We start from the raw sequence: 21193 nt of genomic DNA on the forward strand, positions 1-21193 counted from the left end.
GTTCAGTTCTTGTCGGGCAGGACCATGTTCATGGCCCAGGAGACGATGGAGATGATCAGGCCGCCGAGGAGCGCGGTCCAGAAGCCGTCGACATGGAAGCTGAGATCGAGCTGGGTGGCCAGCCACGAGGTCAGCAGCAGCATCAGGGCGTTCACGACAAGGGTGAACAGGCCGAGCGTGAGGATGAACAGCGGCAGCGAGAGCAGCTTCACCAGCGGCTTGACGAGCAAGTTGACCAGGCCGAAGACCAGCGCGACCAGGATCAGGGTGAGAGCCCGTCGGCCCGTGCTGCTGCCGTCGTCGAGGGTGATGCCGGAAAGCAGCCAGATGGCGACGGCCAGGGCCGCCGCGTTGGCGAGCGTCTTGACTACGAAATTCGTCATGTGTCTGATCGTGGCAGAGAAGATCCCGGTGGGACATCCGCAGATCAGCGGATGCAAGGGAACGATCGAGTACAAGGGGCACAACGACGATGAAAGCCTTCCGGCTTGACGAGCTCGAAGCGGAGCGGGCCGCGAACGACGGCGCCTATCTGCAGTTCCTGCGCGAGCGGAACATGTCGGTCGGGCTGTACGCGCTCGACGCCGGACAGATCGATCCGCAGCTGCCGCACCGGCAGGACGAGGTGTACTTCGTCGTCAGCGGCCGGGCCTCGATCACGGTCGGGGAGGAGACGACGACCGTGGCGCGCGGCAGCGTCGTCTACGTCCCGGCGGGCGTGGCGCACAAGTTCCACCACATCACCGAGGACCTGAGGGTGATGGTCGTGTTCTCCCCGCCGGAGGGCTGAGCGGCCCGCCCGGATGAGGGTCGCGGCCCTGATCCCCCTAAGGGGCGGATCAGGGGACTCCGAGGGCTCGCGGGCCCCGGTACGGGCCCCGGGACTCCTAGCATCGAGAGCAGGAAGTAGCGGACGAAGTCACGGACGAAGAAGAGGTCGAGGACATGGACGGCATCCGAGAGATATTCGCAGGCATGCCCTGGTGGGTTAAGTGGGTCGCGGTTCCCCTGCTGGCGCTCTTCGTCTTCGGCGGTGTGATCACCAGCATCCTGGGCGCGCTGATCGGGTTCGTCTTCAAGCTGCTCCTCTTCGTCGGCCTCGTCGGCGGCCTGATCTTCGTCGTGAAGAAGTTCAGCGGCGGCGGCTCGAAGTCTTCCTCCGGCGAGTGGTAGCCAGGAGCGGTCCGGGCGGATCCGGGATTGCGCCAGGTGAGGGAACATGACCCGCTGAACGGCTCACATCCCCGGAATCGGTGGATAGAGTGGCAATCTATGCCGTTCCCTGGGCACCGAAAGCCGGTACCGCCGCTCCGACCTGCCGCCCTGACCTGCGGCGACGTAAAACGAGCCGCCGAGTACGACCCCCAGGAGCGACGGCACGCGCGGGGGCGGCCCCCGCAGGGCGGGCCTCCCCAAAGGCCCGCCGCCACGCCTGGGGGTGAGCTTTGTCTCCGGTTCACAATGCCGGTGTGCCGACTCTGATCGGTTCGGTGCAGCGCGCGCTGAGGCTGCTCGAAGCGGCGGGGTCCCATAGCGGGGGAGCCCCGGCAAAACAGCTGGCGCGCGAGGCCGGGCTCCCGCTTCCCACCGCGTACCACCTGCTGCGCACACTGACGCACGAGGGCTACCTGCGCAGGGTGCGCGGAGTGTTCGTACTGGGCGAGGCCGCGGAGCGGCTCGCCCATGGGGGACTCCAGCAGAAACGTCGCAGCATGATCCTCGACTCGCTCGCGTACTTCCGCGACACGGTCGGGGCCCCCGTCTACTTCGCGGTCTACCGCGAGGGTGAGATCGAGGTCGTGGGTGTCTCGGACACCCCGGCCAGCCCGGCCTGCGAGGAATGGGCCGACTTCCGTGAGACCGGCCATGCGCACGCCATCGGGCAGTGCCTGCTCGGGCAACTCGACGAGAAGACGCGCAGGGAGTACTTCGACCGTCATCCGGTCGAGGCCATCACTCCCTATACCGTCCGCGATCTACGGTCCCTGGAAAAACGGATCGGGGCGCTCGGGCGAATGCAGCCGGTGATCGAACGTCAGGAATATGCCCTCGGCACGATCTGCGCCGCCATCCCCATTACGGCCGGCGATACGGTCGCGACGATGGCCATTTCTCTACCTCTCCACCAAGAAGAGCGATTGCTCTATGTAGTCAATCGGCTACGGAGTGAAGTAGGCGCGCTGTTGAGCACCCTCTCGTTCTCTATCAGTATCTGAAAACTCACTCCTTGTGATCTGCTACCGCTTCCACCACTCTTGTCAAGTGGGTCCTGGGGGATCATTCCTGGCCACTTCAACTACAGCGGGGTAGTCCATGCGCGAGTCGGTACAGGCAGAGGTCATGATGAGCTTCCTCGTTTCCGAGGAGCTCTCGTTCCGGATTCCGGTGGAACTCCGGTACGACGCACGCGACCCCTACGCAGTCCGCCTGACCTTCCACCTTCCCGGAGACGCGCCCGTGACCTGGGCGTTCGGCCGGGAGCTCCTCCTCGACGGCATCAACAAGCCATGCGGTGACGGTGATGTGCACATCGCCCCCACGCACCCGGAGGACCTGTCCGACGTCCACATCCGCCTTCAGGTGGGCGGTGACCGGGCCCTGTTCCGGGCCAGCGCGGCGCCGCTCGTCGCGTTCCTCGACCGCACCGACCGGATCGTTCCACTCGGACAGGAGCGCAATCTGGGCGACTTCGAGGAGAACCTCGACGAGGCCCTCGGCAAGATCCTCGCGGAATCGCAGCAGAACGAGCAGAACGCCGGCTGACCGGCCGACCGTCGGACCCGCCGACGGTCCGGCCGATCGACCGGCCGGACCGCCGGCCGCTCAGCGCTTGCGCCGTCGGCCCCGGCCGCGGACCGGCCCCGTGGCAGGGACGCCGGACGGGGATCCCGATCGGTCGGCGGAAACCACCAGCGCGGCCAGCGCCGTTGTCACGGGGACCGAGGCCACCAGGCCGATCGAGCCCACGAGGGTCCGTACGATCTCCTCGGCCACCAGCTCGCTGTTGGCCACCGAACCCATGCTGCTGTTCGCGATCGAGAACAGCAGGAGCAGTGGCAGCGCGGCACCCGCGTAGGCCAGCACCAGAGTGTTGACCACCGACGCGATGTGATCGCGGCCGATCCTGATGGCCGCCCGGTAGAGGGAGCGCGGCCCCATCGAGGGGTCCGCGTGGTGCAGTTCCCACACCGCCGACGTCTGGGTGACCGTCACGTCGTCGAGCACGCCCAGCGATCCGATGATCACGCCTGCGAGCAGCAAACCGCTCATGTCGATGTCCGGGTACAGCCCGTGGATCAGCCCCGTGTTGTCGTCGGTGTTGCCGCTGAGGAACGCCCAGTCGATGAACCCCGAGCCGAGCAGCCCGATCAGCAACAGCGAGACGAGCGTGCCGAGGACGGCCACCGAGGTACGGGCGGTCAGCCCGTGGCACATGTAGAGCGCGATCAGCATGATGGCGCTCGCCCCGACCACCGCGACGACCAGCGGGTTCGAACCCTGCAGGATGGCCGGGAGGATGAAGAGGGTCAGCACGCCGAAGCTGACCACCAGCGCGACCAGCGCGAACAGCCCGCGCATCCGCCCGACGACGACGACCGCGACCGCGAAGATGCCGGCCAGCAGCGCCATCGGGAGCTTGCGGTTCACGTCGATCACCGAGTACTGGAGGTCACGGGGGGCGTCCGGCGCGTACGCCACCACCACCTCCTGGCCGTCCTCCAACTGCCGTGGCGCGCCCGGCTGGACGACCTCCACGAAGGTGCGGCCCTTGTCCGGGCCGCTGGTGACCTCGACGGTGGCCTTCTTGCACTCGCCGGTCTGCTCGGCCTGCGCCTGGCGGCCCTCGGGTGTGGAGGGAGCCGCGGTCGTCGGCACCTGGGCGGCGTTCACGGATTTGCAGTCGACCTGTTCGAGCGAGGTGACCACGCCCTGCTGGGTCTGCCGGTCGAATCCCACCCCCGTGCGCTCGTGGCCCGGGGCGCCGCCCGGCCAGAGCACCACCATGCCCACGAAGACGGCCGCGGCGAAGGGGATCAGTACGGCGGCGATGACCTTGCGCAGGTGCTTCGAGACGGGGGCCGCCGGGCCGTGGCCATGACCGTGGCCATGACCGTGGCCATGGCCGTGGCCGTGGGACTGACCCGGGAGGTGGCCGTCCGAGCCACCACCGGAGTGGCCGTCGGACGGCCTGTCGGCGTGGCCGTCGGAATGGCCGTCGGACGGTCCGGGGGCCCCATGTGCGTGGCCGTTGTGACCATGGGGCTCTGTGTGCTCGATGGGGGGCTGCGGCGAGGGCGTCACCAGCAGATCATCGCAAGAGATGAGGGGGCCCACTGTTCAGCACGCCATGGATGACGCTAGCGTGGGGGCACCTTTGCACAACGCGGGAGCTCGGAGCACCGGGCTGAGAGGACGCTGATCACCGTACGGGCATCACTGATGCGTACGGGAAGAGGCTGCGTCGACCGCCGAACCTGTTACCGGGTAATGCCGGCGTAGGGAGATCAGGTCTCATGACCATTCAGGACGCACGCACGCCTGCCGTCAGCCAGGACGCCGACGGCCAGACCGAGCGCCAGCCCGGCTGGCACAAGGGATACCTGGCGGGCTCCCGCCCCGACCTCCGGGTGCCGGTCCGCCAGGTCCACCTCACCAACGGCAAGGACGTGACGCTCTACGACACGTCCGGTCCGTACACCGACCCGCAGATCGAGACCGACGTCCGCCGCGGCCTCGCGCCGCTCCGCGAGAACTGGATCATCAGCCGCGGGGACACCGAGGAGTACGCGGGCCGCCCCGTGCGCCCCGAGGACGACGGCATCAAGCACACCTCGCCGCGCGGCGGCCTCAAGAACCTCGACGCGGTCTTCCCGGGCCGGCCCCGCCAGCCCCGCCGCGGCCGGGGCGGCGCCGCCGTCACACAGCTCGCGTACGCCCGCCGTGGCGAGATCACCCCGGAGATGGAGTACGTCGCGATCCGCGAGAACGTCTCCCCCGAGGTCGTCCGCGAGGAGATCGCCGCAGGTCGCGCCGTGCTTCCGGCGAACGTGAACCACCCCGAGATCGAGCCGATGATCATCGGCAAGCGGTTCCTGGTGAAGGTCAACGCCAACATCGGCAACTCCGCGGTCACCTCCTCCATCGAGGAGGAGGTCGACAAGATGACCTGGGCGACCAAGTGGGGCGCCGACACGGTCATGGACCTCTCGACCGGCCGCAACATCCACACCACCCGCGAGTGGGTGCTGCGCAACTCCCCCGTCCCGATCGGCACCGTCCCGCTCTACCAGGCCCTGGAGAAGGTCGACGGCCGCGCCGAGGACCTGACCTGGGAGATCTACAAGGACACGGTCATCGAGCAGGCCGAGCAGGGCGTCGACTACATGACGGTCCACGCCGGCGTGCTGCTGCCCTACGTGCCGCTGACCGCCCGCCGCAAGACCGGCATCGTCTCGCGCGGTGGCTCGATCATGGCCGCGTGGTGCCTGGCGCACCACAAGGAGAACTTCCTCTACACGAACTTCGAGGAGCTCTGCGAGATCCTCGCGACGTACGACGTCACGTACTCCCTCGGTGACGGCCTGCGCCCCGGCTCGATCGCGGACGCCAACGACGCGGCCCAGTTCGCCGAGCTGAAGACGCTGGGTGAGCTGAACACGATCGCCAAGCGCCACAACGTCCAGACGATGATCGAGGGCCCGGGCCACGTCCCGATGCACAAGATCAAGGAGAACATCGACCTCCAGCAGGAGATCTGCGAGGAGGCGCCGTTCTACACGCTCGGCCCGCTGACCACGGACGTCGCGCCCGCGTACGACCACATCACCTCGGGCATCGGCGCCGCGATGATCGCCTGGTGGGGCACCGCGATGCTCTGCTACGTCACGCCCAAGGAGCACCTGGGCCTGCCCAACCGCGACGACGTCAAGACCGGCGTCATCACGTACAAGATCGCGGCGCACGCCGCGGACCTGGCCAAGGGGCACCCGGGCGCGCAGGAGTGGGACGACGCCCTGTCCGACGCGCGGTTCGAGTTCCGCTGGGAGGACCAGTTCAACCTGGCCCTCGACCCGGACACGGCCCGCGAGTTCCACGACGAGACCCTCCCGGCGGAGCCGGCCAAGACCGCGCACTTCTGCTCCATGTGCGGTCCGAAGTTCTGCTCGATGAAGATCTCCCAGGACATCCGCCGTGAGCACGGCGGCGACCTGAAGGCGGAAGAGATCCAGGCGGGCATGGCGGAGAAGTCCGCCGAGTTCGCGGCCTCGGGCAACCGCGTCTACCTGCCGCTGGCCGACTGAGCACAGCAAGCACAGGAAGCACAGGAACGGCACGGGACGGACCCGCGACCCATGGGGGGAGCCGCGGGCCCGTCCCGTCGTGCGTGCCCAGGGCCCAGGGCCCAGGCTGAGCGTCGCCAACCGCGGCGGCGTAGTTCACGTCCTGGTGGAACAGGGGCTCGGCGTGGTCGGCCCGCGCCGGATGCCCCGCCCCGGACGTCCCGCGCCGGGGGTCACTCCGGGTCGTGTTCCGGGCCGCCGAAGTCCGGGCTCGTGAAGTCCGGAGGCGTGTAGCCGGGCCGGGGGCTCTCCGACGGGGATCCCGGGCTGGTGAAGTCGGGACGGCTGTACCCCAGGTTGGGGATGCGGCCGGCTGCCGGTGTGCGGGGGGTGGGAAAGCCGGGGCCTGCGCTCGGGTCGGCCAGCGCGTCCCGCAGGAAGGGCATGATGCCGCGCTCCAGCAGGGCGTGCCGCCATGCCTCGCGGGCCCGTGCGACCTCGTCGGGTATCGCTTCCGTCTCGTCCGCCGCCACCTCGGTCGCGCTGTTGCGGACGGCCGTCACCAGCAGCCCGATCACGGCGAAGAGCAGGGCGGCCGCGGTGAGCCCGCCGAAGAGCCAACCCGCCGTCAGCATGGTTTCGGCGAAGGCGGGTTCGGGCTCGATCATCTTCAGGATGTAGCCCACGAGCAGGAAGATCAGCATGGCGGTGCCCGCCAGGACGGGCGCGAGGACCGCGACGACGGCGCTGATGCCCGCGCCGCCACCGCTGCCCTGGGCGCCGTCCTCGTCCCCCGTCGTGCCGGGCGCGTTCAGTAGCTCGTCGCGTCGTTCCTCGCGGACTTTCACGTAGTGGCCGTACTCGGCGGCGGCCGCGGCCGCCAGCAGGGCGCTGGCCCCCTGGGCCATGGTGCGCAGCTGTTCGGCATTCAGTCGTTCGCCGAGGGTGGCGAGTTCGGGCCGGTCGTGCGCGGCGCGCAGCGCCTCGTCGACGAGCCGATCGAACTCCGGTCGGTCTTCGGTCAGCAGGTGCGGAGCGCTGGTCATGTGCATCCCCCGATGCTCCGTAGAAGCCGGTATGCCCGCGTAGACCCGGGCGCCGGCACAAACGGAGGAGAGCCTGCTACGGATAGAGCGATGGTAGAGCGCCCACACCACGCCGTGACAGGGGCTTTCCGGAAATACCCCTCTCCGTAAGCTCTCAGTCGCTCAGGGGGAGTTGTACGACAAGCAGTTTGCCCGCCATCGTCACCCCGCCGTCCATCGCGATGGCGAGCCCCTCCGCGTACACGTGCGGGCCGTCCACGGCCTCGGGGCCGCGGGACTCGTCGCCGTCCTCGGTGCCCACTTCGCCGAGCAGGTACGGGATGGGGCTGTGCCCGTGGACGACGCGGCTGCCGCCGTAGGTGTCGAGGAGTTCGCGTACGGCCGCCGGGCCGGTTCCCTCGTCGCGGAAGGCGAACCGCTTGGTGAACTTGCGGAAGAGGTCCCAGGTGATGTCGGCGTCACCGCGGTTGAGGAGCTCGTGGATGGTGTCGTTGACGTCCTCGACGGAGTCGCCGTAGTCGAGGTAGGCCGTGGTGTCGGAGTGCAGCAGCAGGTGGCCCTCCTCCAGGACGGCCGCGTCCAGGCGGGACATCCACTGCAGGTGGACGTCCTGCAGGCGCTCCATGTCGGTGCGCTGACCGCCGTTGAGGAGCCAGGCGGCCTGGAAGGTGGCGGTGCCGGCGCCGGAGACGACCGGGGTGTCGCCGAACCGCTTGGCGCCGATGAGCAGGAGTTCGTGATTGCCCATCAAGGCCTTGCAGTAGCCGCCGGCGGCGGCGGCCTCGGCGGACAGCCGCATGACGAGGTCGATGACACCGATGCCGTCCGGGCCCCGGTCGGTGAAGTCGCCGAGGAACCAGAGCCGGGCGTTGCCGGCGGACCAGCGGCGCTCCGCGTCGATCAGGCCCTGGGCGTGGAGTTCGGTGACGAGCTCGTCGAGGTAGCCGTGGACGTCGCCGACGACGTAGAGCGGGCCGGGGCCCGCGGCGTGGTCCTCGGGCACGTACTGGACCTGGACGGTGTCGCCGGGGCCGCCGAGCGCGCCGCGGCCGATGACGGGCAGGTCCCGGTAGGTCGGGGTGTAGCCCTCCGGGGTGTCCTCGTCGGGGCCCTGGGGCGCCGCGTGGGCCGGTTCGGCGTCGGGGTGCACGTGGAGGCGCGTGTCGGGGTGCGGAGGATGCTGCACGGGCGGCTGCGGTGCGGCCGGCTGGTGCGCGGGCGGCTGCGGCGGGTAGCCCGGCTGCGGGGGCACGTTCGGCGCGCCGTCCTCGTAGTACGCCGGGTACTCGCCGTACACCGGAGGCTCGCCGGGCAGCCCGGTGGACGTGGATACGGCGTACAGGGCGGGTTCGGTGACGGGAACCCGGAAGTCCCGCAGCGTGTCCGTCCGCATCGCGGGTCCCTGACCGGCCCCCTGAGTCATCGACCCCTCCACCACCGTCGCGCTGCCGTACACCTGCGGACCCTCCTGACCTCCAGGGAGGAGGGTCCGTGATGTCGTGCGCCCATCATAGGAATGCGGCTCGCGCTCTGTGACGCACCAGGGGTGGTGAATCCTTTGCGGAGCCGATCGTTCCTACCGCTTTCTCCCGATATCGGCGTTGCTGAAATCCTCGGCCGGTCCTTGGTCGGTGCTCGGTCGGTCGTCGGATGGTCCTCGGACGGTCCTCGGTCGGTCCTTCGGCAGGCCGACCGGACGGTCTGTCGGTCAGTCCTGGGCCGGCGAACGGGGCGGGCTGACGGTCGTGCGGGGCTGCCTGCGCTGTGACGAGGTACGGATGATGAGCTCGGTCGGGACGACCTGCTCGACGGGGCGTCCGGTGTTCACTCCCTCGATCGCGTCGATGAGGAGCTGCACGACGGCGGTGCCGATGCGTCGGGGTTTGAGGGACAGGGTGGTGATGGGCGGCTCGGTGTTGGCGTAGACGGTGGACTCGCTGCAGCACACGAGCAGCAGGTCCTCGGGGACGCGCAGGCCGTAGCGGCGGGCGGCGGCGAGCAGATCGGTGCCGTTGGGGTCGAAGAGCCCGTAGACCGCGTCGGGCCGGTCGGGGCGGGCGAGGAGCCGGTCGGCGGCGACGGCGCCCGCGCACGGGTCGTGGGCGGGGTAGGACTCGTAGACGGGGTCCTGGCCGACGCGCTCGCACCAGCTGAGGTAGGCGGTGGTGGAGAGCCGGGTGTAGGTGTCGGTGGTGGTCCCGGTCAGCAGTCCGATCCGGCGGGCGCCGGCGGCGGCGAGGTGGTCGAGCAGGCCGAGTACGGCGGCCTCGTGGTCGTTGTCGACCCAGGCGGTGACGGGGAGCGAGCCTGCGGGGCGGCCGTCGGAGACCACGGGCAGACCTTGGCGGACCAGTTCGGTGACGACGGGATCGTGGTCGGAGGGGTCGATGACGACGGTGCCGTCGAGGGCGACGTTGGACCACACGTCGTGGCGTGAGGTGGCGGGGAGGATGACCAGGGCGTAGCCGCGGGCGAGCGCGGCGGAGGTGGCGGCCCTGGCCATCTCGGCGAAGTAGGCGAATTCGGTGAAGGTGAAAGGTTCATCCCCGTACGTCGTCACGGTCAGGCCGATGAGGCCGGATTTGCCGGTACGGAGGGTGCGTGCGGCGGCCGACGGGCGGTAGCCCAGCCGGTCGGCCACTTCGCGAACGTGGCGGCGGGTGGCGTCGGGCAGCCGTCCCTTGCCATTGAGCGCGTCGGAGACGGTTGTGATGGAGACGCCCGCCGCTGCGGCCACGTCCCTGATGCCGGCCCGGCCCTGTCGGCCGGCGGCCCGCCGGGTGGTCTCGGTCCGGCTCACCTGATGCTTCCCTGCTGCTGTCATGGCGAGCCGATAGTAGGGCTCGGCGGGGAGGGTGGTCTGGGTGCATATGCAGGCGTTGACAGGCACGTTTCTGCATGGTTCGCCACCCCCAATGACCTTGGAAATGAAGGCATTTGATCGCTTAGGGTGAGCGTGGAGCTTGTCGTCGGGTCCGAGCATGCCAAAACGATGCGATCTCGGGCCGTCATCAACTCACCTGCACGAGGGATGCGCGCCACGGCGCAGGCCACCGGCGCGCGCATATATGCGTGCGCTCCCCCGCATTCCTGGCGCCCCCATTCTCGGAACGGCGGAATCCTCATAAGGTGAGCAGTATTGAGTCGACGGCGACGTCGTACGGGACGGTCGAGGAGGACCTGCGGTGAGCGAGAAGAGCCCGAAGCTGCGCGCCGAGCTGGACGGCATTCCGACATACAAGCCCGGCAAGCCGGCTGCCGCGGGAGGGCCTGTCGCGTACAAGCTGTCCTCGAACGAGAACCCGTACCCGCCGCTGTCGGGCGTGCTGGAGACCGCGGTCGCCGCGGCCGGGAACTTCAACCGGTACCCCGACATGGCCTGCACCGGCCTCGTGAACGAGCTCGCCGAGCGCTTCGGCGTGCCGGTCGAGCACATCGCCACGGGCACCGGCTCGGTCGGTGTGGCCCAGTCCCTGATCCAGTCGACCGCCGGCCCGGGCGACGAGGTGATCTACGCCTGGCGTTCCTTCGAGGCCTACCCGATCATCACGCAGATCTCGGGCGCGACCTCGGTGCGGGTCCCGCTGACCGACGGCGACGTGCACGACCTGGACGCGATGGCCGCGGCGATCACCGACCGGACCCGGCTGATTTTCGTCTGCAACCCGAACAACCCCACCGGTACGGCCGTGCGCCGCGCCGAGCTGGAGCGCTTCCTGGACCAGGTGCCCTCGGACATCCTGGTGGTCCTGGACGAGGCGTACCGCGAGTTCGTGCGCGACGCGGACGTACCGGACGGCATCGAGCTCTACCGCGACCGCCCGAACGTCGCCGTGCTGCGCACGTTCTCCAAGGCGTACGGGCTGGCCGGCCTGCGGGTCGGCTTCGCGGTGGCGCACGAGCCGGTGGCGGCGGCGCTGCGCAAGACGGCCGTGCCCTTCGGGGTGAGCCAGCTCGCGCAGGACGCGGCGGTGGCCTCGCTGCGCGCCGAGGACGAGCTGATGGGCCGGGTCGGGGCGCTGGTGAGCGAGCGCACGCGGGTGCACGAGACGCTGGTCGCCCAGGGCTGGACCGTCCCGGACACGCAGGCGAACTTCGTGTGGATGCGGCTGGGGGAGCGGACCGCCGAGTTCGCGGAGGTCTGCGAGAAGGCCGGTGTGGTGGTCCGGCCCTTCGCGGGCGAGGGCCTGCGGGTCACGATCGGTGAGACCGAGGCGAACGACCTCTTCCTGCACACGGCCGAGGCGTTCTTCAAGGAGCTCTAGGCGGTACGGAGCCCCGGACGACAAGGGGCCGGAAGACCGTCCCGGGGTGGCTCAGGCGAGTTCCACGCGGACGGGATCGCCGTCGCGGACGGTGGACAGCAGGCGGGGGTCGCCGTCGAAGGAGCCGAGCACGTTGCACGGGCTCGCGAGGCGGCTCTCGCCTCCGCGTGAGATGGGCGTGGGGCCGTAGGGCAGCGCAAGAGCGTCGCCCTCGGTCCAGAACGCGACCGTGCCGGGGGCGACGACCTGCTGGGCGTCGTCCTCCAGGGCGACGCTGACCCCGGTGTCGAAGTAGACCTCCTCGCCCCAGGTGTTGGCGGAGGCGGAAATCGGAAGGGCCTCGGCCAGCGCCTTGCTGGTCGGGGTCTCGTCGAGGGTTGCGGTGAGCTGGCCCGCGGGCCAGGAGATTCGTATCTGCATGAGCCGCATTCAACAATCTGTTGAATCGATTGGCTAGAGGGGTACCCCGCTCGAAGGTGGCCGAGAGTGGTACGACATAATGCTTGTGAATGTGAACGCGTTCACAAGCGTGTCCTGCTTCCTCCCGGTATGGAGGGAACCCGCCAGGCAGACTGCGGCTGTGACCACGGCGACGACAAGGAGAAGACGACGTGGACCTAGCTTTGGCGCCGGAGACATTGGCGCGATGGCAGTTCGGCATTACGACCGTCTACCACTTCCTCTTCGTGCCCCTGACGATCTCGCTCGCCGCCCTTACGGCGGGCTTGCAGACGGCGTGGGTGCGCACCGAGAAGGAGAAGTACCTCAGAGCCACGAAGTTCTGGGGAAAGCTCTTCTTGATCAATATCGCGATGGGTGTCGTCACCGGCATCGTCCAGGAGTTCCAGTTCGGCATGAACTGGTCCGACTACTCGCGATTCGTCGGCGACATCTTCGGGGCCCCCCTGGCCTTCGAGGCGCTGATCGCCTTCTTCTTCGAGTCGACCTTCATCGGTCTGTGGATCTTCGGCTGGGACAAGCTGCCGAAGAAGATCCACTTGGCGTGCATCTGGATGGTGTCCATGGGCACCATCCTGTCCGCCTATTTCATCCTGGCGGCGAATTCCTGGATGCAGCACCCGGTCGGGTACCGCATCAACGAGGAGCGGGGCCGGGCCGAGCTCACCGACTTCTGGCTCGTGCTGACCCAGAACACCGCGCTCACCCAGTTCTTCCACACCATCACGGCCGCCTTCCTGGTCGGCGGCGCCTTCATGGCCGGAATATCCGCCTTCCACCTGGCGCGCAAGAAGCACGTCCCGGTGATGCGGAGCTCGCTGCGCCTCGGCCTGATCGTCATGATCATCGCCGGTATGGGCACGGCGATCAGCGGTGACCTGCTCGGCAAGGTGATGTACAAGCAGCAGCCCATGAAGATGGCCGCCGCGGAAGCGCTGTGGGACGGCGAGGCGCCCGCGCCCTTCTCCGTCTTCGCCTACGGAGACGTCGACAAGGGCCACAACAAGGTGGCGATAGAGATCCCCGGCCTGCTGTCCTTCCTGGCCAACGACGACTTCACCTCCTTCGTCCCGGGCATCAACGACGTCAACAAGGCCGAGCAGGAGAAGTACGGGCCCGGCGACTACCGGCCCAACATCCCGGTCGCCTACTGGGGCTTCCGCTGGATGATCGGCTTCGGCATGGCCTCCCTCGGCATCGGTGTGCTGGGCCTGTGGCTGACCCGCAAGCGGTTCATGCTGCCGGCGGAGCTGCGGACCGGGGAGGACGAGGTCCCCCACCTGGTGCTCTTCAAGAAGCCACTGAGCCCGAAGTTCGCCAACCTGTACTGGATCGTCGCGCTCTGGACGATGGGCTTCCCGCTCATCGCCAACTCCTGGGGCTGGATCTTCACCGAGATGGGCCGCCAGCCCTGGGTCGTCTACGGAGTCCTGCGCACCAGGGACGCGGTCTCGCCGAACGTGTCCCAGGGTGAGGTGCTCACCTCGATGATCGGGTTCACGCTCCTGTACGCGGTGCTGGCCGTGATCGAGGTCAGGCTCCTCGTCAAGTACGTCAAGGCCGGCCCCCCGGAACTCACCGAGGCAGACCTCAACCCACCCACCAAGATCGGTGGGGACGACAAGAACCCCGACCGGCCGATGGCCTTCTCGTACTGAGGCCGAGGAGCGCACACCATGCAACTCCACGATGTCTGGTTCGTACTCATCGCCGTCCTGTGGACCGGCTACTTCTTCCTGGAGGGCTTCGACTTCGGAGTCGGCGTACTGACCAAGCTGCTCGCCCGTGACCGCACCGAGAAGAGGGTCCTGATCAACACGATCGGGCCCGTGTGGGACGGCAACGAGGTCTGGCTGCTCACCGCGGGCGGTGCCACCTTCGCCGCCTTCCCCGACTGGTACGCCACCCTCTTCTCGGGGTTCTACCTGCCGCTGCTGCTCATCCTGATCTGTCTCATCATCCGTGGCGTCGCCTTCGAGTACCGGCACAAGCGCCCCGAGGACCGGTGGCAGACCAACTGGGAGCACGCGATCTTCTGGACCTCGCTGATCCCCGCGTTCCTGTGGGGCGTCGCCTTCGCCAACATCGTGCGCGGCGTCAAGATCGACGAGAACAAGGAGTACGTCGGCGGCCTCCTGGACCTGCTGAACGTCTACTCGATCCTCGGCGGACTGGTCACCCTCACCCTGTTCACCTTCCACGGCACGGTCTTCACCTCGCTCAAGACCGTCGGTGAGATCCGGGACCGCTCGCGGAAGCTGGCGACCCGGCTGGGCGTGGTCACCGCCGTGCTGGCCCTGGTCTTCCTGATCTGGACCCAGGTCTCGCGCGGCGACGGCGTGAGCCTGATCGCGATGATCGTCGCGGTGCTGGCGCTGGTGGGGGCCCTCGGCTTCAACCTGGCCGGCCGCGAGGGCTGGTCGTTCGCACTGTCCGGGGTCACCATCGCGGCGGCCGTCGCGATGCTCTTCCTCACGCTGTTCCCGAACGTCATGCCGTCCTCGCTGAACGAGGCCTGGAACCTCACGGTCACCAACTCCTCGTCCAGCGCGTACACCCTGAAGATCATGACCTGGTGTGCGGCCGTGGCCACCCCGCTCGTCCTCCTCTACCAGGGCTGGACGTACTGGGTGTTCCGCAAGCGGATCGGGACGCAGCACATCGTCGATGTGCACTGAGCCCTGTACGGGGCTCGGTACCGGGCCCTGCAGTCCTGTACCGAGTCCCTGCGACGTATGACCCGCCCGTCCCGCTGACGACCTCCCCGAGGGGATGTTTCACGTGAAACCGATCGACCCGCGCCTGCTCCGGTACGCCCGATCCACCCGCCTCTTCCTGGGGGCGGTGGTGGCTCTGGGCCTTGCCGGGGCGGGGCTGGTCGTCGGTCAGGCGATGCTGATCGCCGAGATCGTGGTCGGAGCGTTCGAGCGGGGGCTCGACGGGCAGGCGCTCCGGACGCCACTGCTGCTGCTCGCGGCCGTGGCGCTCGGACGCGGGCTGATCGCCTGGCTCACCGAGCTGGCCGCGCACCGTGCGGGTGCGGCGGTCAAGTCGGAGCTGCGGGGCAGGCTGCTGGACCGGGCTGCGGAGCTCGGGCCCGCCTGGCTGGCCGGGCAGCGGACCGGATCGCTGGTCTCACTGGCCACCCGGGGCGTGGACGCGCTCGACGACTACTTCTCCCGCTACCTGCCCCAGCTGGGGCTCGCGGTGGTCGTGCCGGTGGCCGTGCTGGCCCGCATCGTCACCGAGGACTGGGTGTCGGCGGCCATCATCGTGGTGACACTGCCCCTGATCCCCGTGTTCATGATCCTCATCGGCATGGCGACCCAGTCCCGGATGGACCGCCAGTGGCGGCTGCTGTCCCGGCTCTCCGGTCACTTCCTCGACGTGGTGGCCGGGCTTCCCACCCTGAAGGTCTTCGGCCGGGCCAAGGCGCAGGCCGAGTCGATCCGCAAGATCACCGATGACTACCGGCGCGCGACGATGCGGACCCTGCGCATCGCCTTCCTCTCCTCCTTCGCACTGGAACTGCTGGCGACCCTGTCGGTGGCCCTGGTGGCCGTGACCATCGGCATGCGGCTGGTCCACGGCGAACTGGACCTCTACACCGGGCTGGTCATCCTGATCCTGGCGCCCGAGGCGTACCTGCCGCTGCGGCAGGTGGGGGCCCAGTACCACGCGGCCGCCGAAGGACTGGCGGCCGCCGAGGAGATCTTCGAGGTTCTGGAGACGCCCACCACCGGTACGACCGGGAAGGCCGAGCTGCCTGGCGGCGCTCCCCTGCGGATCGAGATCGAGGGGATCGCCGTCCGCTACGAGGGCCGCGGCGAGGACTCGCCCCGGCCGGTCTCGCTCACGGTCGGGCCGGGGGAGTGCGTGGCTCTCACCGGTCCGAGCGGAGCGGGCAAGTCCACGCTGCTCCAGGTGCTGCTGGGATTCGTGACGCCGACCGCCGGGCGGGTCCGGGTCGCGGGCGTGGACCTGGCCGAGCTGTCGTCGGTGCAGTGGCGGCAGCAGATCGCCTGGGTGCCGCAGCGGCCGCACCTGTTCGCAGGAACGATCGCCGAGAACGTGCGGCTGGCCCGCGCGGGGGCCTCCGACGCCGATGTGTCCCAGGCGCTGAAGGACGCCGGGGCCTGGGAGTTCGTGACCGCGCTGCCGCGCGGGGTGAAGACCCTGCTGGGCGAGGGCGGTGTGGGACTGTCCGCCGGCCAGCGGCAGCGTCTGGCCCTGGCGCGCGCGTTCCTGGCGGACCGGCCCGTGCTGCTGCTGGACGAGCCGACGGCGGCGCTGGACGGCGAGACCGAGGCCGGGATCGTGGATGCGGTCCGGCGGCTCTCCGCGGGTCGGACCGTGCTGCTGGTCGTGCACCGGCCGGCACTGCTCGCCGTCGCCGACCGGGTGGTGGCCATGGCGGCGGGCGACGGCCCCGGAGGGGTTCTCGCCGATGGGACGTTCCCCCGCCGCGCCGCTCCCCCGGTCGGCGCCGGGCTGCTGTCCTCCGGTACGGCCGGTGACCGCGGCGAACACGTGCCGGATTCCGGGGAGTGGATCCTCGGTGCGGCGGGCGAGCGGGCGGGGACCGGCGGCGGCTCGGGTCCGGCCGGCTCGGGCGTGGCCGGTTCGGGTGTGGCCGCTTCGGGCGTGGCCGGGGATCCGCTGCGCCGGGTGCGTGCGGTCGCCAGGGCGTGGCAGGGACGGTTCAGGCTCGGGCTGTTGCTCGGGGCGCTGGCCGTCGGATGCAGCGTAGGCCTGATGGCGGTGTCGGGCTGGCTGATCTCGCGGGCCTCGCAGCAGCCGCCCGTGCTCTACCTGATGGTGGCCGTCACGGCCACCCGGGCCTTCGGAATGGGCCGCGCCGTCTTCCGGTACGCCGAGCGGCTCGTCTCGCACGACGCCGTGCTGCGGATGCTCGCCGACCTGCGGGTCTCCGTCTACCGCCGACTGGAGCGCATCGCGCCCGCCGGGCTGCGCACACACCGGCGTGGGGACCTGCTGGCCCGGTTGGTGGCCGACGCCGACGCACTGCAGGACTACTGGCTGCGCTGGCTGCTGCCCGTCGGCACGGCCGTGCTCGTCGGAACGGGCTCGGTCGCCTTCACCGCATGGCTGCTGCCCGAGGCCGGAGCCGTACTCGCCGTCGGACTGCTCGCCGCCGGTGTTGCGGTACCGCTGGTCAGCGGGGCCTGCGCCCGCCGTGCGGAGCGCAGGCTCGCGCCCGCCCGGGGCCAACTCGCCACCAGGGTGGCCGATCTGCTCACCGGGACCGCGGAGCTGACCGTGGCCGGTGCGCTGGAGGACCGCAAGGGCCGGACGCGCGAGAGCGACGGCCTGCTGACGGCCATCGCCGCACGGGGCTCGGCCGCGGCCGGGCTGGGCGGCGGCCTGTCGGCCCTGGTCTGCGGACTCACCGTCGTGGCCGCCGCAGCCGTTGCGGCCGACGCCGTCCACGACGGACGGCTGTCCGGGGTGGCCATGGCCGTCGCGGTCCTGACGCCGCTGGCCGCCTTCGAGGCCGTGAACGGACTTCCGCTCGCCGTCCAGTACCGCCAGCGGGTGCGTCGTAGCGCCGAGCGGGTCTACGAGGTCATCGACGCGCCGGTCCCGGTCGCCGAGCCGGAGCAGCCAGCAGCGGCCCCCGCTTCGCCGTTCCCGCTGCGGCTGACGGGGCTCACCGCCCGCCACCCCGGCCAGGAGCGTGCCGCGCTGCGGGATGTGGACCTGACCCTGGAGGCCGGCCGCCGCATCGCGGTCGTCGGTCCCTCGGGATCCGGCAAGACCACCCTGGCCCAGGTCCTCCTCCGGTTCCTGGACCCGGCCGAAGGCGCGTACAGCCTGGGCGGGAGCGACGCGCGCACGCTCGACGGCGACGACGTACGGGCCCTCGTGGGCCTGTGTGCCCAGGACGCGCACATCTTCGACAGCTCGGTCCGGGAGAACCTGCGTCTGGCCCGGACCGGGGCGAGCGAGGAGCAGCTGCGGCAGGCACTGGCCGCGGCCCGGCTGCTGGAGTGGGCCGACGGCCTTCCGGACGGCCTGGACACGCTGGTCGGCGAGCACGGCGAGCGGATCTCCGGCGGCCAGCGCCAGCGGCTGGCCCTGGCCCGGGCGCTGCTCGCGGACTTCCCCGTACTGGTCCTGGACGAGCCGGCCGAGCATCTGGACCTGGCCACGGCGGACGCCCTGACGGCGGATCTGCTGGCCGTGACCGAGGGCCGGACCACCGTGCTGATCACGCACCGGCTGGCCGGTCTGGAGGCGGTCGACGAGGTGCTCGTGCTGGACCGCGGCGAGGTTGTGCAGCGCGGCCCGTACACGGAGCTGGCCGCCGTCGAAGGACCGCTGCGGCGGCTGCTGGAGCGCGAAAGGGCAGCGGGCGGGACTTTGGCCAACTTTCCTCGCCAATAGGGACTAACTACGCTCAGGGCCATGTCAGCGCAGCAGTCGCAGGAATCGCCGGATCCCTCACCGGGCCCCTTGCCGAGTCCGTTGCCGGGAGCGCCGGGAACTGCGGGAGCTTCGGACGCGCTGGTGGCCGCCACCCAGGCCACCAGGAGTCTGCACGGCCTGTCCACCGAGCTCACGGCCCGCGTACCGCAACTGCTGGAGGCCATGAGGTCGGTCGGGACCGGGCTCGAGCTGCACTCCACGCTGGACCGCATCTGCGAGACCGCGGCCGAGCTCGCGGACGCCCGCTACGCGGCGATCGGCGTCGTCGACACGGAGGGCCGCGGGCTCTCGGACTTCGTCACCCACGGGATCGGCGCCGCGCAGGCGCGGAAGATCGGACACCGCCCCGACGGGAAACGGGGCCTGCTCGGAGCGCTGATCTCGCACTCCGACACGGTGCGGCTCGCCGATCTGACGCAGGATCCGCGCTCGGCGGGGTTCCCGCCGCACCACCCGCCCATGAAGACCTTCCTCGGAGTACCCATCCGGGTGCAGGGGGAGATCTTCGGCAATCTCTACCTCGCCGAGAAGAAGGGCGGAGGCGAGTTCAGCGACTACGACCTCCACATGGTCCGGGTCCTGGCCACCGAGGCGGGCATCGCCATCGGCAACGCCCGGCTCTACGAGGCCGCCACCCAGCGCGAGCGCTGGATCGACGGTTCGGTGGCCGTCACCACCGCGCTCCTGTCCGGCGGGGACGCGGACGACGCGCTCGCGGTGGTCGCCGAACAGGCGCGCCGGCTGGCCGACTCCGCCGCCGGGATCGTCATGCTGCCGGCCGAGGAGGGCGGGATGGAGATCGTCGCGGTCTCCTCCGAGAACCCGGCCACCTCGCTCGGCGTGGTGATCCCGGCCGAGAGCGCGGTGGTGGACAGCCTGCTGGCGGGTGAGCCGGTCTTCGTGGACGACGCCGCGGCCGACCCCCGCATGACCAGCAAGCTCACCAGCCGGTACGGCCCGTGCATGCTGCTTCCGCTGCAGAGCGGCGGGCGGGTGCTCGGTGCGCTGGTCACTCCCCGGGCCCGCGGCGGGCGTCCCTTCACCGAGGCCGAGCGGACCCTGGCCACCCAGTTCGCCTCACAGGCGGCGCTCGCCCTGATGATGGCCGAGGCACAGCGCGACCGCGAGCGGCTGGCGGTGTTCGAGGACCGTGACCGGATCGCCCGCGACCTGCACGACCTGGTCATCCAGCGGCTCTTCGCCACCGGGCTGATGCTGGAGGGCGCCCAGCGACGGACCGTCGTTCCCGAGGTGCGCGACGGCGTGGGCAAGGCCGTGGACGAACTGGACGTGACGATCCAGGAGATCCGCACCGCGATCTTCGCCCTCCAACAGGGTCCGGCGGAGGCTCCCTCCGGGTTGCGTACCCGGGTGCTGCGGGAGATCAACATGGCCGCGGTGCCCCTGGGCTTCAAGCCCGCGCACCGTTTCCTCGGCCCGGTCGACACGGTCGTCGGTGAGCTGGTGGGCAAGAACCTGATCGCCGCACTGCGCGAGGCCCTGTCGAACGCCTTCCGTCATGCCGAGGCGACCCGGATCGACGTGGTCATCGACTCCACGATCACACTCGCCGACGGCCGGCCCGGGGTCCGGCTGGAGGTCGCCGACGACGGGGTGGGAATCCCGGAGGGCGGCCGCCGCAGCGGGCTGCGGAACCTGCGCCGGCGGGCCGAGTCGCTGGGCGGCGCGAGCTCGTACGGTCCGGGCATCGGCGAGGACGGCGGCGGGACCACCCTGGTCTGGGAGGCCCCGCTCCACACTCCCTAGGACAGGGCCTTAAGCCTGCTGCTGCGCGGTCCGTTCGGCCAGGATGCGCTCGATGACGAGGGCGACCCCGTCCTCGTTGTTGGCGACCGTACGGCCGGACGCGGCCGCGATCACATCGGGGTGGGCGTTGCCCATGGCGTACGAGGTGCCCGCCCAGCTGAGCATCTCCACGTCGTTCGGCATGTCCCCGAAGGCGACGACCTCGGCGGGGGAAATGCCCCGCTCGGCGCAGCACAGTGCCAGGGTGCTCGCCTTGGACACGCCCGGCCCGCTGATCTCCAGCAGCGCGGTGGGACTGGACCGGGTGATCGACGCGTACCCGCCGGCGGCGGACCGCGCCAGCGCAAGAAACTCGTCCGGGGCCAGCTCGCCGTGGTGCGCCAGCAGCTTGAGCACGGGCGCGGAGCTCTCGTCCGTGTCCTCGTGCAGCAGCTTCTCGGCGGTGGCGACCCGGGCACCCGGGTCCTTGAAGAAGGGCGGGTACGTCGGCTCGTAATTGATGCCGGTGGTCAGCTCGACCGCGAAGGACGTGCCGGGTGCTGCGGCGCGCAGGGCATCGACGACAGCGTGAGCAGCCACCCGCGGAAGGGCTCGGACCTGCACGAACTCCCGTCCGGCATGCAGGTCGACCACCGCCGCGCCATTGGCGCAGATCGCCAGGCCGTGGCCGTGCACATGGTCGCTGACCACATCCATCCAGCGGGCCGGACGGCCGGTGACGAAGAAGACCTCGATCCCGGCCTCCTCGGCGGCGGCGAGCGCGGCGACCGTGCGCGGCGAGACGGACTTGTCGTCGCGCAGCAGGGTGCCGTCGAGGTCGGTGGCGATCAGCCGGGGCGTGGGGGTTGGCCCGTCCGGGCACTGGGGAGCCGAGGTCACGGCTCCATCTTCGCCCATGGCCGAGGAGGTCCTGACCACGGGCGGG

At 70.1% G+C, this 21193-nt stretch carries 17 protein-coding genes; 10 read left to right on the forward strand and 7 right to left on the reverse strand.

Translation table 11 applies throughout. The features are described from left to right. Window positions 1–2: 2 nt before the first annotated feature. Complete coding sequence (locus KO717_RS18550) at window positions 3–383, reverse strand: phage holin family protein (protein ID WP_301369091.1); 381 nt, start codon at window positions 381–383, stop codon at window positions 3–5. A gap of 89 nt (window positions 384–472) precedes the next feature. Here KO717_RS18550 and KO717_RS18555 point away from each other — a divergent pair, with 89 nt between their 5' ends. From KO717_RS18555 to KO717_RS18570, 4 genes are all read left to right on the forward strand, one after another. Then, window positions 473–790, forward strand: a complete 318-nt coding sequence (locus KO717_RS18555; RefSeq protein WP_301369093.1) for a cupin domain-containing protein — start codon at window positions 473–475, stop codon at window positions 788–790. Window positions 791–945: 155 nt separating this feature from the next. Next, window positions 946–1173: a DUF5326 family protein gene (locus tag KO717_RS18560; protein WP_301369094.1), complete on the forward strand. Its 228-nt coding sequence runs from the start codon at window positions 946–948 to the stop codon at window positions 1171–1173. A 305-nt stretch (window positions 1174–1478) separates the two neighbouring features. Continuing rightward, on the forward strand, window positions 1479–2216 hold the full coding sequence (locus KO717_RS18565; RefSeq protein ID WP_437184644.1) for an IclR family transcriptional regulator: 738 nt from the start codon (window positions 1479–1481) through the stop codon (window positions 2214–2216). A gap of 97 nt (window positions 2217–2313) precedes the next feature. Continuing rightward, window positions 2314–2763, forward strand: a complete 450-nt coding sequence (locus KO717_RS18570) for an SsgA family sporulation/cell division regulator (protein WP_030008369.1) — start codon at window positions 2314–2316, stop codon at window positions 2761–2763. A 60-nt stretch (window positions 2764–2823) separates the two neighbouring features. Here KO717_RS18570 and KO717_RS18575 read toward each other — a convergent pair whose 3' ends face one another. After that, window positions 2824–4335 (reverse strand): YibE/F family protein, encoded by a 1512-nt coding sequence (locus tag KO717_RS18575; protein WP_437184529.1) that lies wholly within the window; start codon window positions 4333–4335, stop codon window positions 2824–2826. Between the two features lie 179 nt (window positions 4336–4514). Between KO717_RS18575 and thiC the strand changes: the two genes are divergently transcribed. Then, on the forward strand, window positions 4515–6302 hold the full coding sequence (gene thiC / locus KO717_RS18580) for a phosphomethylpyrimidine synthase ThiC (protein ID WP_301369100.1): 1788 nt from the start codon (window positions 4515–4517) through the stop codon (window positions 6300–6302). Between the two features lie 212 nt (window positions 6303–6514). Here the strand turns inward: thiC and KO717_RS18585 are convergent, their stop codons facing one another. The 3 genes from KO717_RS18585 to KO717_RS18595 form a co-directional block, all read right to left on the reverse strand. Continuing rightward, window positions 6515–7333: a hypothetical protein gene (locus KO717_RS18585; protein ID WP_301369101.1), complete on the reverse strand. Its 819-nt coding sequence runs from the start codon at window positions 7331–7333 to the stop codon at window positions 6515–6517. A gap of 148 nt (window positions 7334–7481) precedes the next feature. After that, window positions 7482–8750 (reverse strand): metallophosphoesterase, encoded by a 1269-nt coding sequence (locus tag KO717_RS18590; protein WP_301369103.1) that lies wholly within the window; start codon window positions 8748–8750, stop codon window positions 7482–7484. Between the two features lie 285 nt (window positions 8751–9035). Then, on the reverse strand, window positions 9036–10151 hold the full coding sequence (locus tag KO717_RS18595; protein ID WP_030010171.1) for a LacI family DNA-binding transcriptional regulator: 1116 nt from the start codon (window positions 10149–10151) through the stop codon (window positions 9036–9038). Between the two features lie 361 nt (window positions 10152–10512). Here KO717_RS18595 and hisC point away from each other — a divergent pair, with 361 nt between their 5' ends. Continuing rightward, window positions 10513–11592, forward strand: coding sequence for a histidinol-phosphate transaminase (gene hisC / locus KO717_RS18600; RefSeq protein ID WP_301369105.1), 1080 nt, complete (start codon window positions 10513–10515; stop codon window positions 11590–11592). Window positions 11593–11643: 51 nt separating this feature from the next. On the opposite strand, the gene KO717_RS18605 is transcribed toward hisC, so the two are convergent. After that, a complete protein-coding gene (locus tag KO717_RS18605) occupies window positions 11644–12012 on the reverse strand; it encodes a cyclophilin-like fold protein (protein WP_030010169.1) in 369 nt (122 codons plus the stop codon). Window positions 12013–12203: 191 nt separating this feature from the next. Between KO717_RS18605 and KO717_RS18610 the strand changes: the two genes are divergently transcribed. The 4 genes from KO717_RS18610 to KO717_RS18625 all read left to right on the forward strand — a co-directional run bounded on the left by KO717_RS18610 (window position 12204) and on the right by KO717_RS18625 (window position 20268). Beyond that, window positions 12204–13709, forward strand: a complete 1506-nt coding sequence (locus KO717_RS18610) for a cytochrome ubiquinol oxidase subunit I (protein ID WP_301369107.1) — start codon at window positions 12204–12206, stop codon at window positions 13707–13709. A gap of 18 nt (window positions 13710–13727) precedes the next feature. Beyond that, window positions 13728–14729, forward strand: a complete 1002-nt coding sequence (cydB, locus tag KO717_RS18615; RefSeq protein ID WP_301369109.1) for a cytochrome d ubiquinol oxidase subunit II — start codon at window positions 13728–13730, stop codon at window positions 14727–14729. A 103-nt stretch (window positions 14730–14832) separates the two neighbouring features. Next, complete coding sequence (gene cydD, locus KO717_RS18620; protein ID WP_301369111.1) at window positions 14833–18459, forward strand: thiol reductant ABC exporter subunit CydD; 3627 nt, start codon at window positions 14833–14835, stop codon at window positions 18457–18459. 21 nt (window positions 18460–18480) lie between these two features. Then, window positions 18481–20268, forward strand: coding sequence for a sensor histidine kinase (locus KO717_RS18625; protein WP_301369112.1), 1788 nt, complete (start codon window positions 18481–18483; stop codon window positions 20266–20268). Window positions 20269–20277: 9 nt separating this feature from the next. Here KO717_RS18625 and KO717_RS18630 read toward each other — a convergent pair whose 3' ends face one another. Next, complete coding sequence (locus tag KO717_RS18630) at window positions 20278–21165, reverse strand: Cof-type HAD-IIB family hydrolase (RefSeq protein ID WP_301369114.1); 888 nt, start codon at window positions 21163–21165, stop codon at window positions 20278–20280. Window positions 21166–21193 lie beyond the last annotated feature (28 nt).

The sequence above is a fragment of the Streptomyces xanthophaeus genome (assembly GCF_030440515.1).
Classification (GTDB): domain Bacteria; phylum Actinomycetota; class Actinomycetes; order Streptomycetales; family Streptomycetaceae; genus Streptomyces; species Streptomyces kutzneri.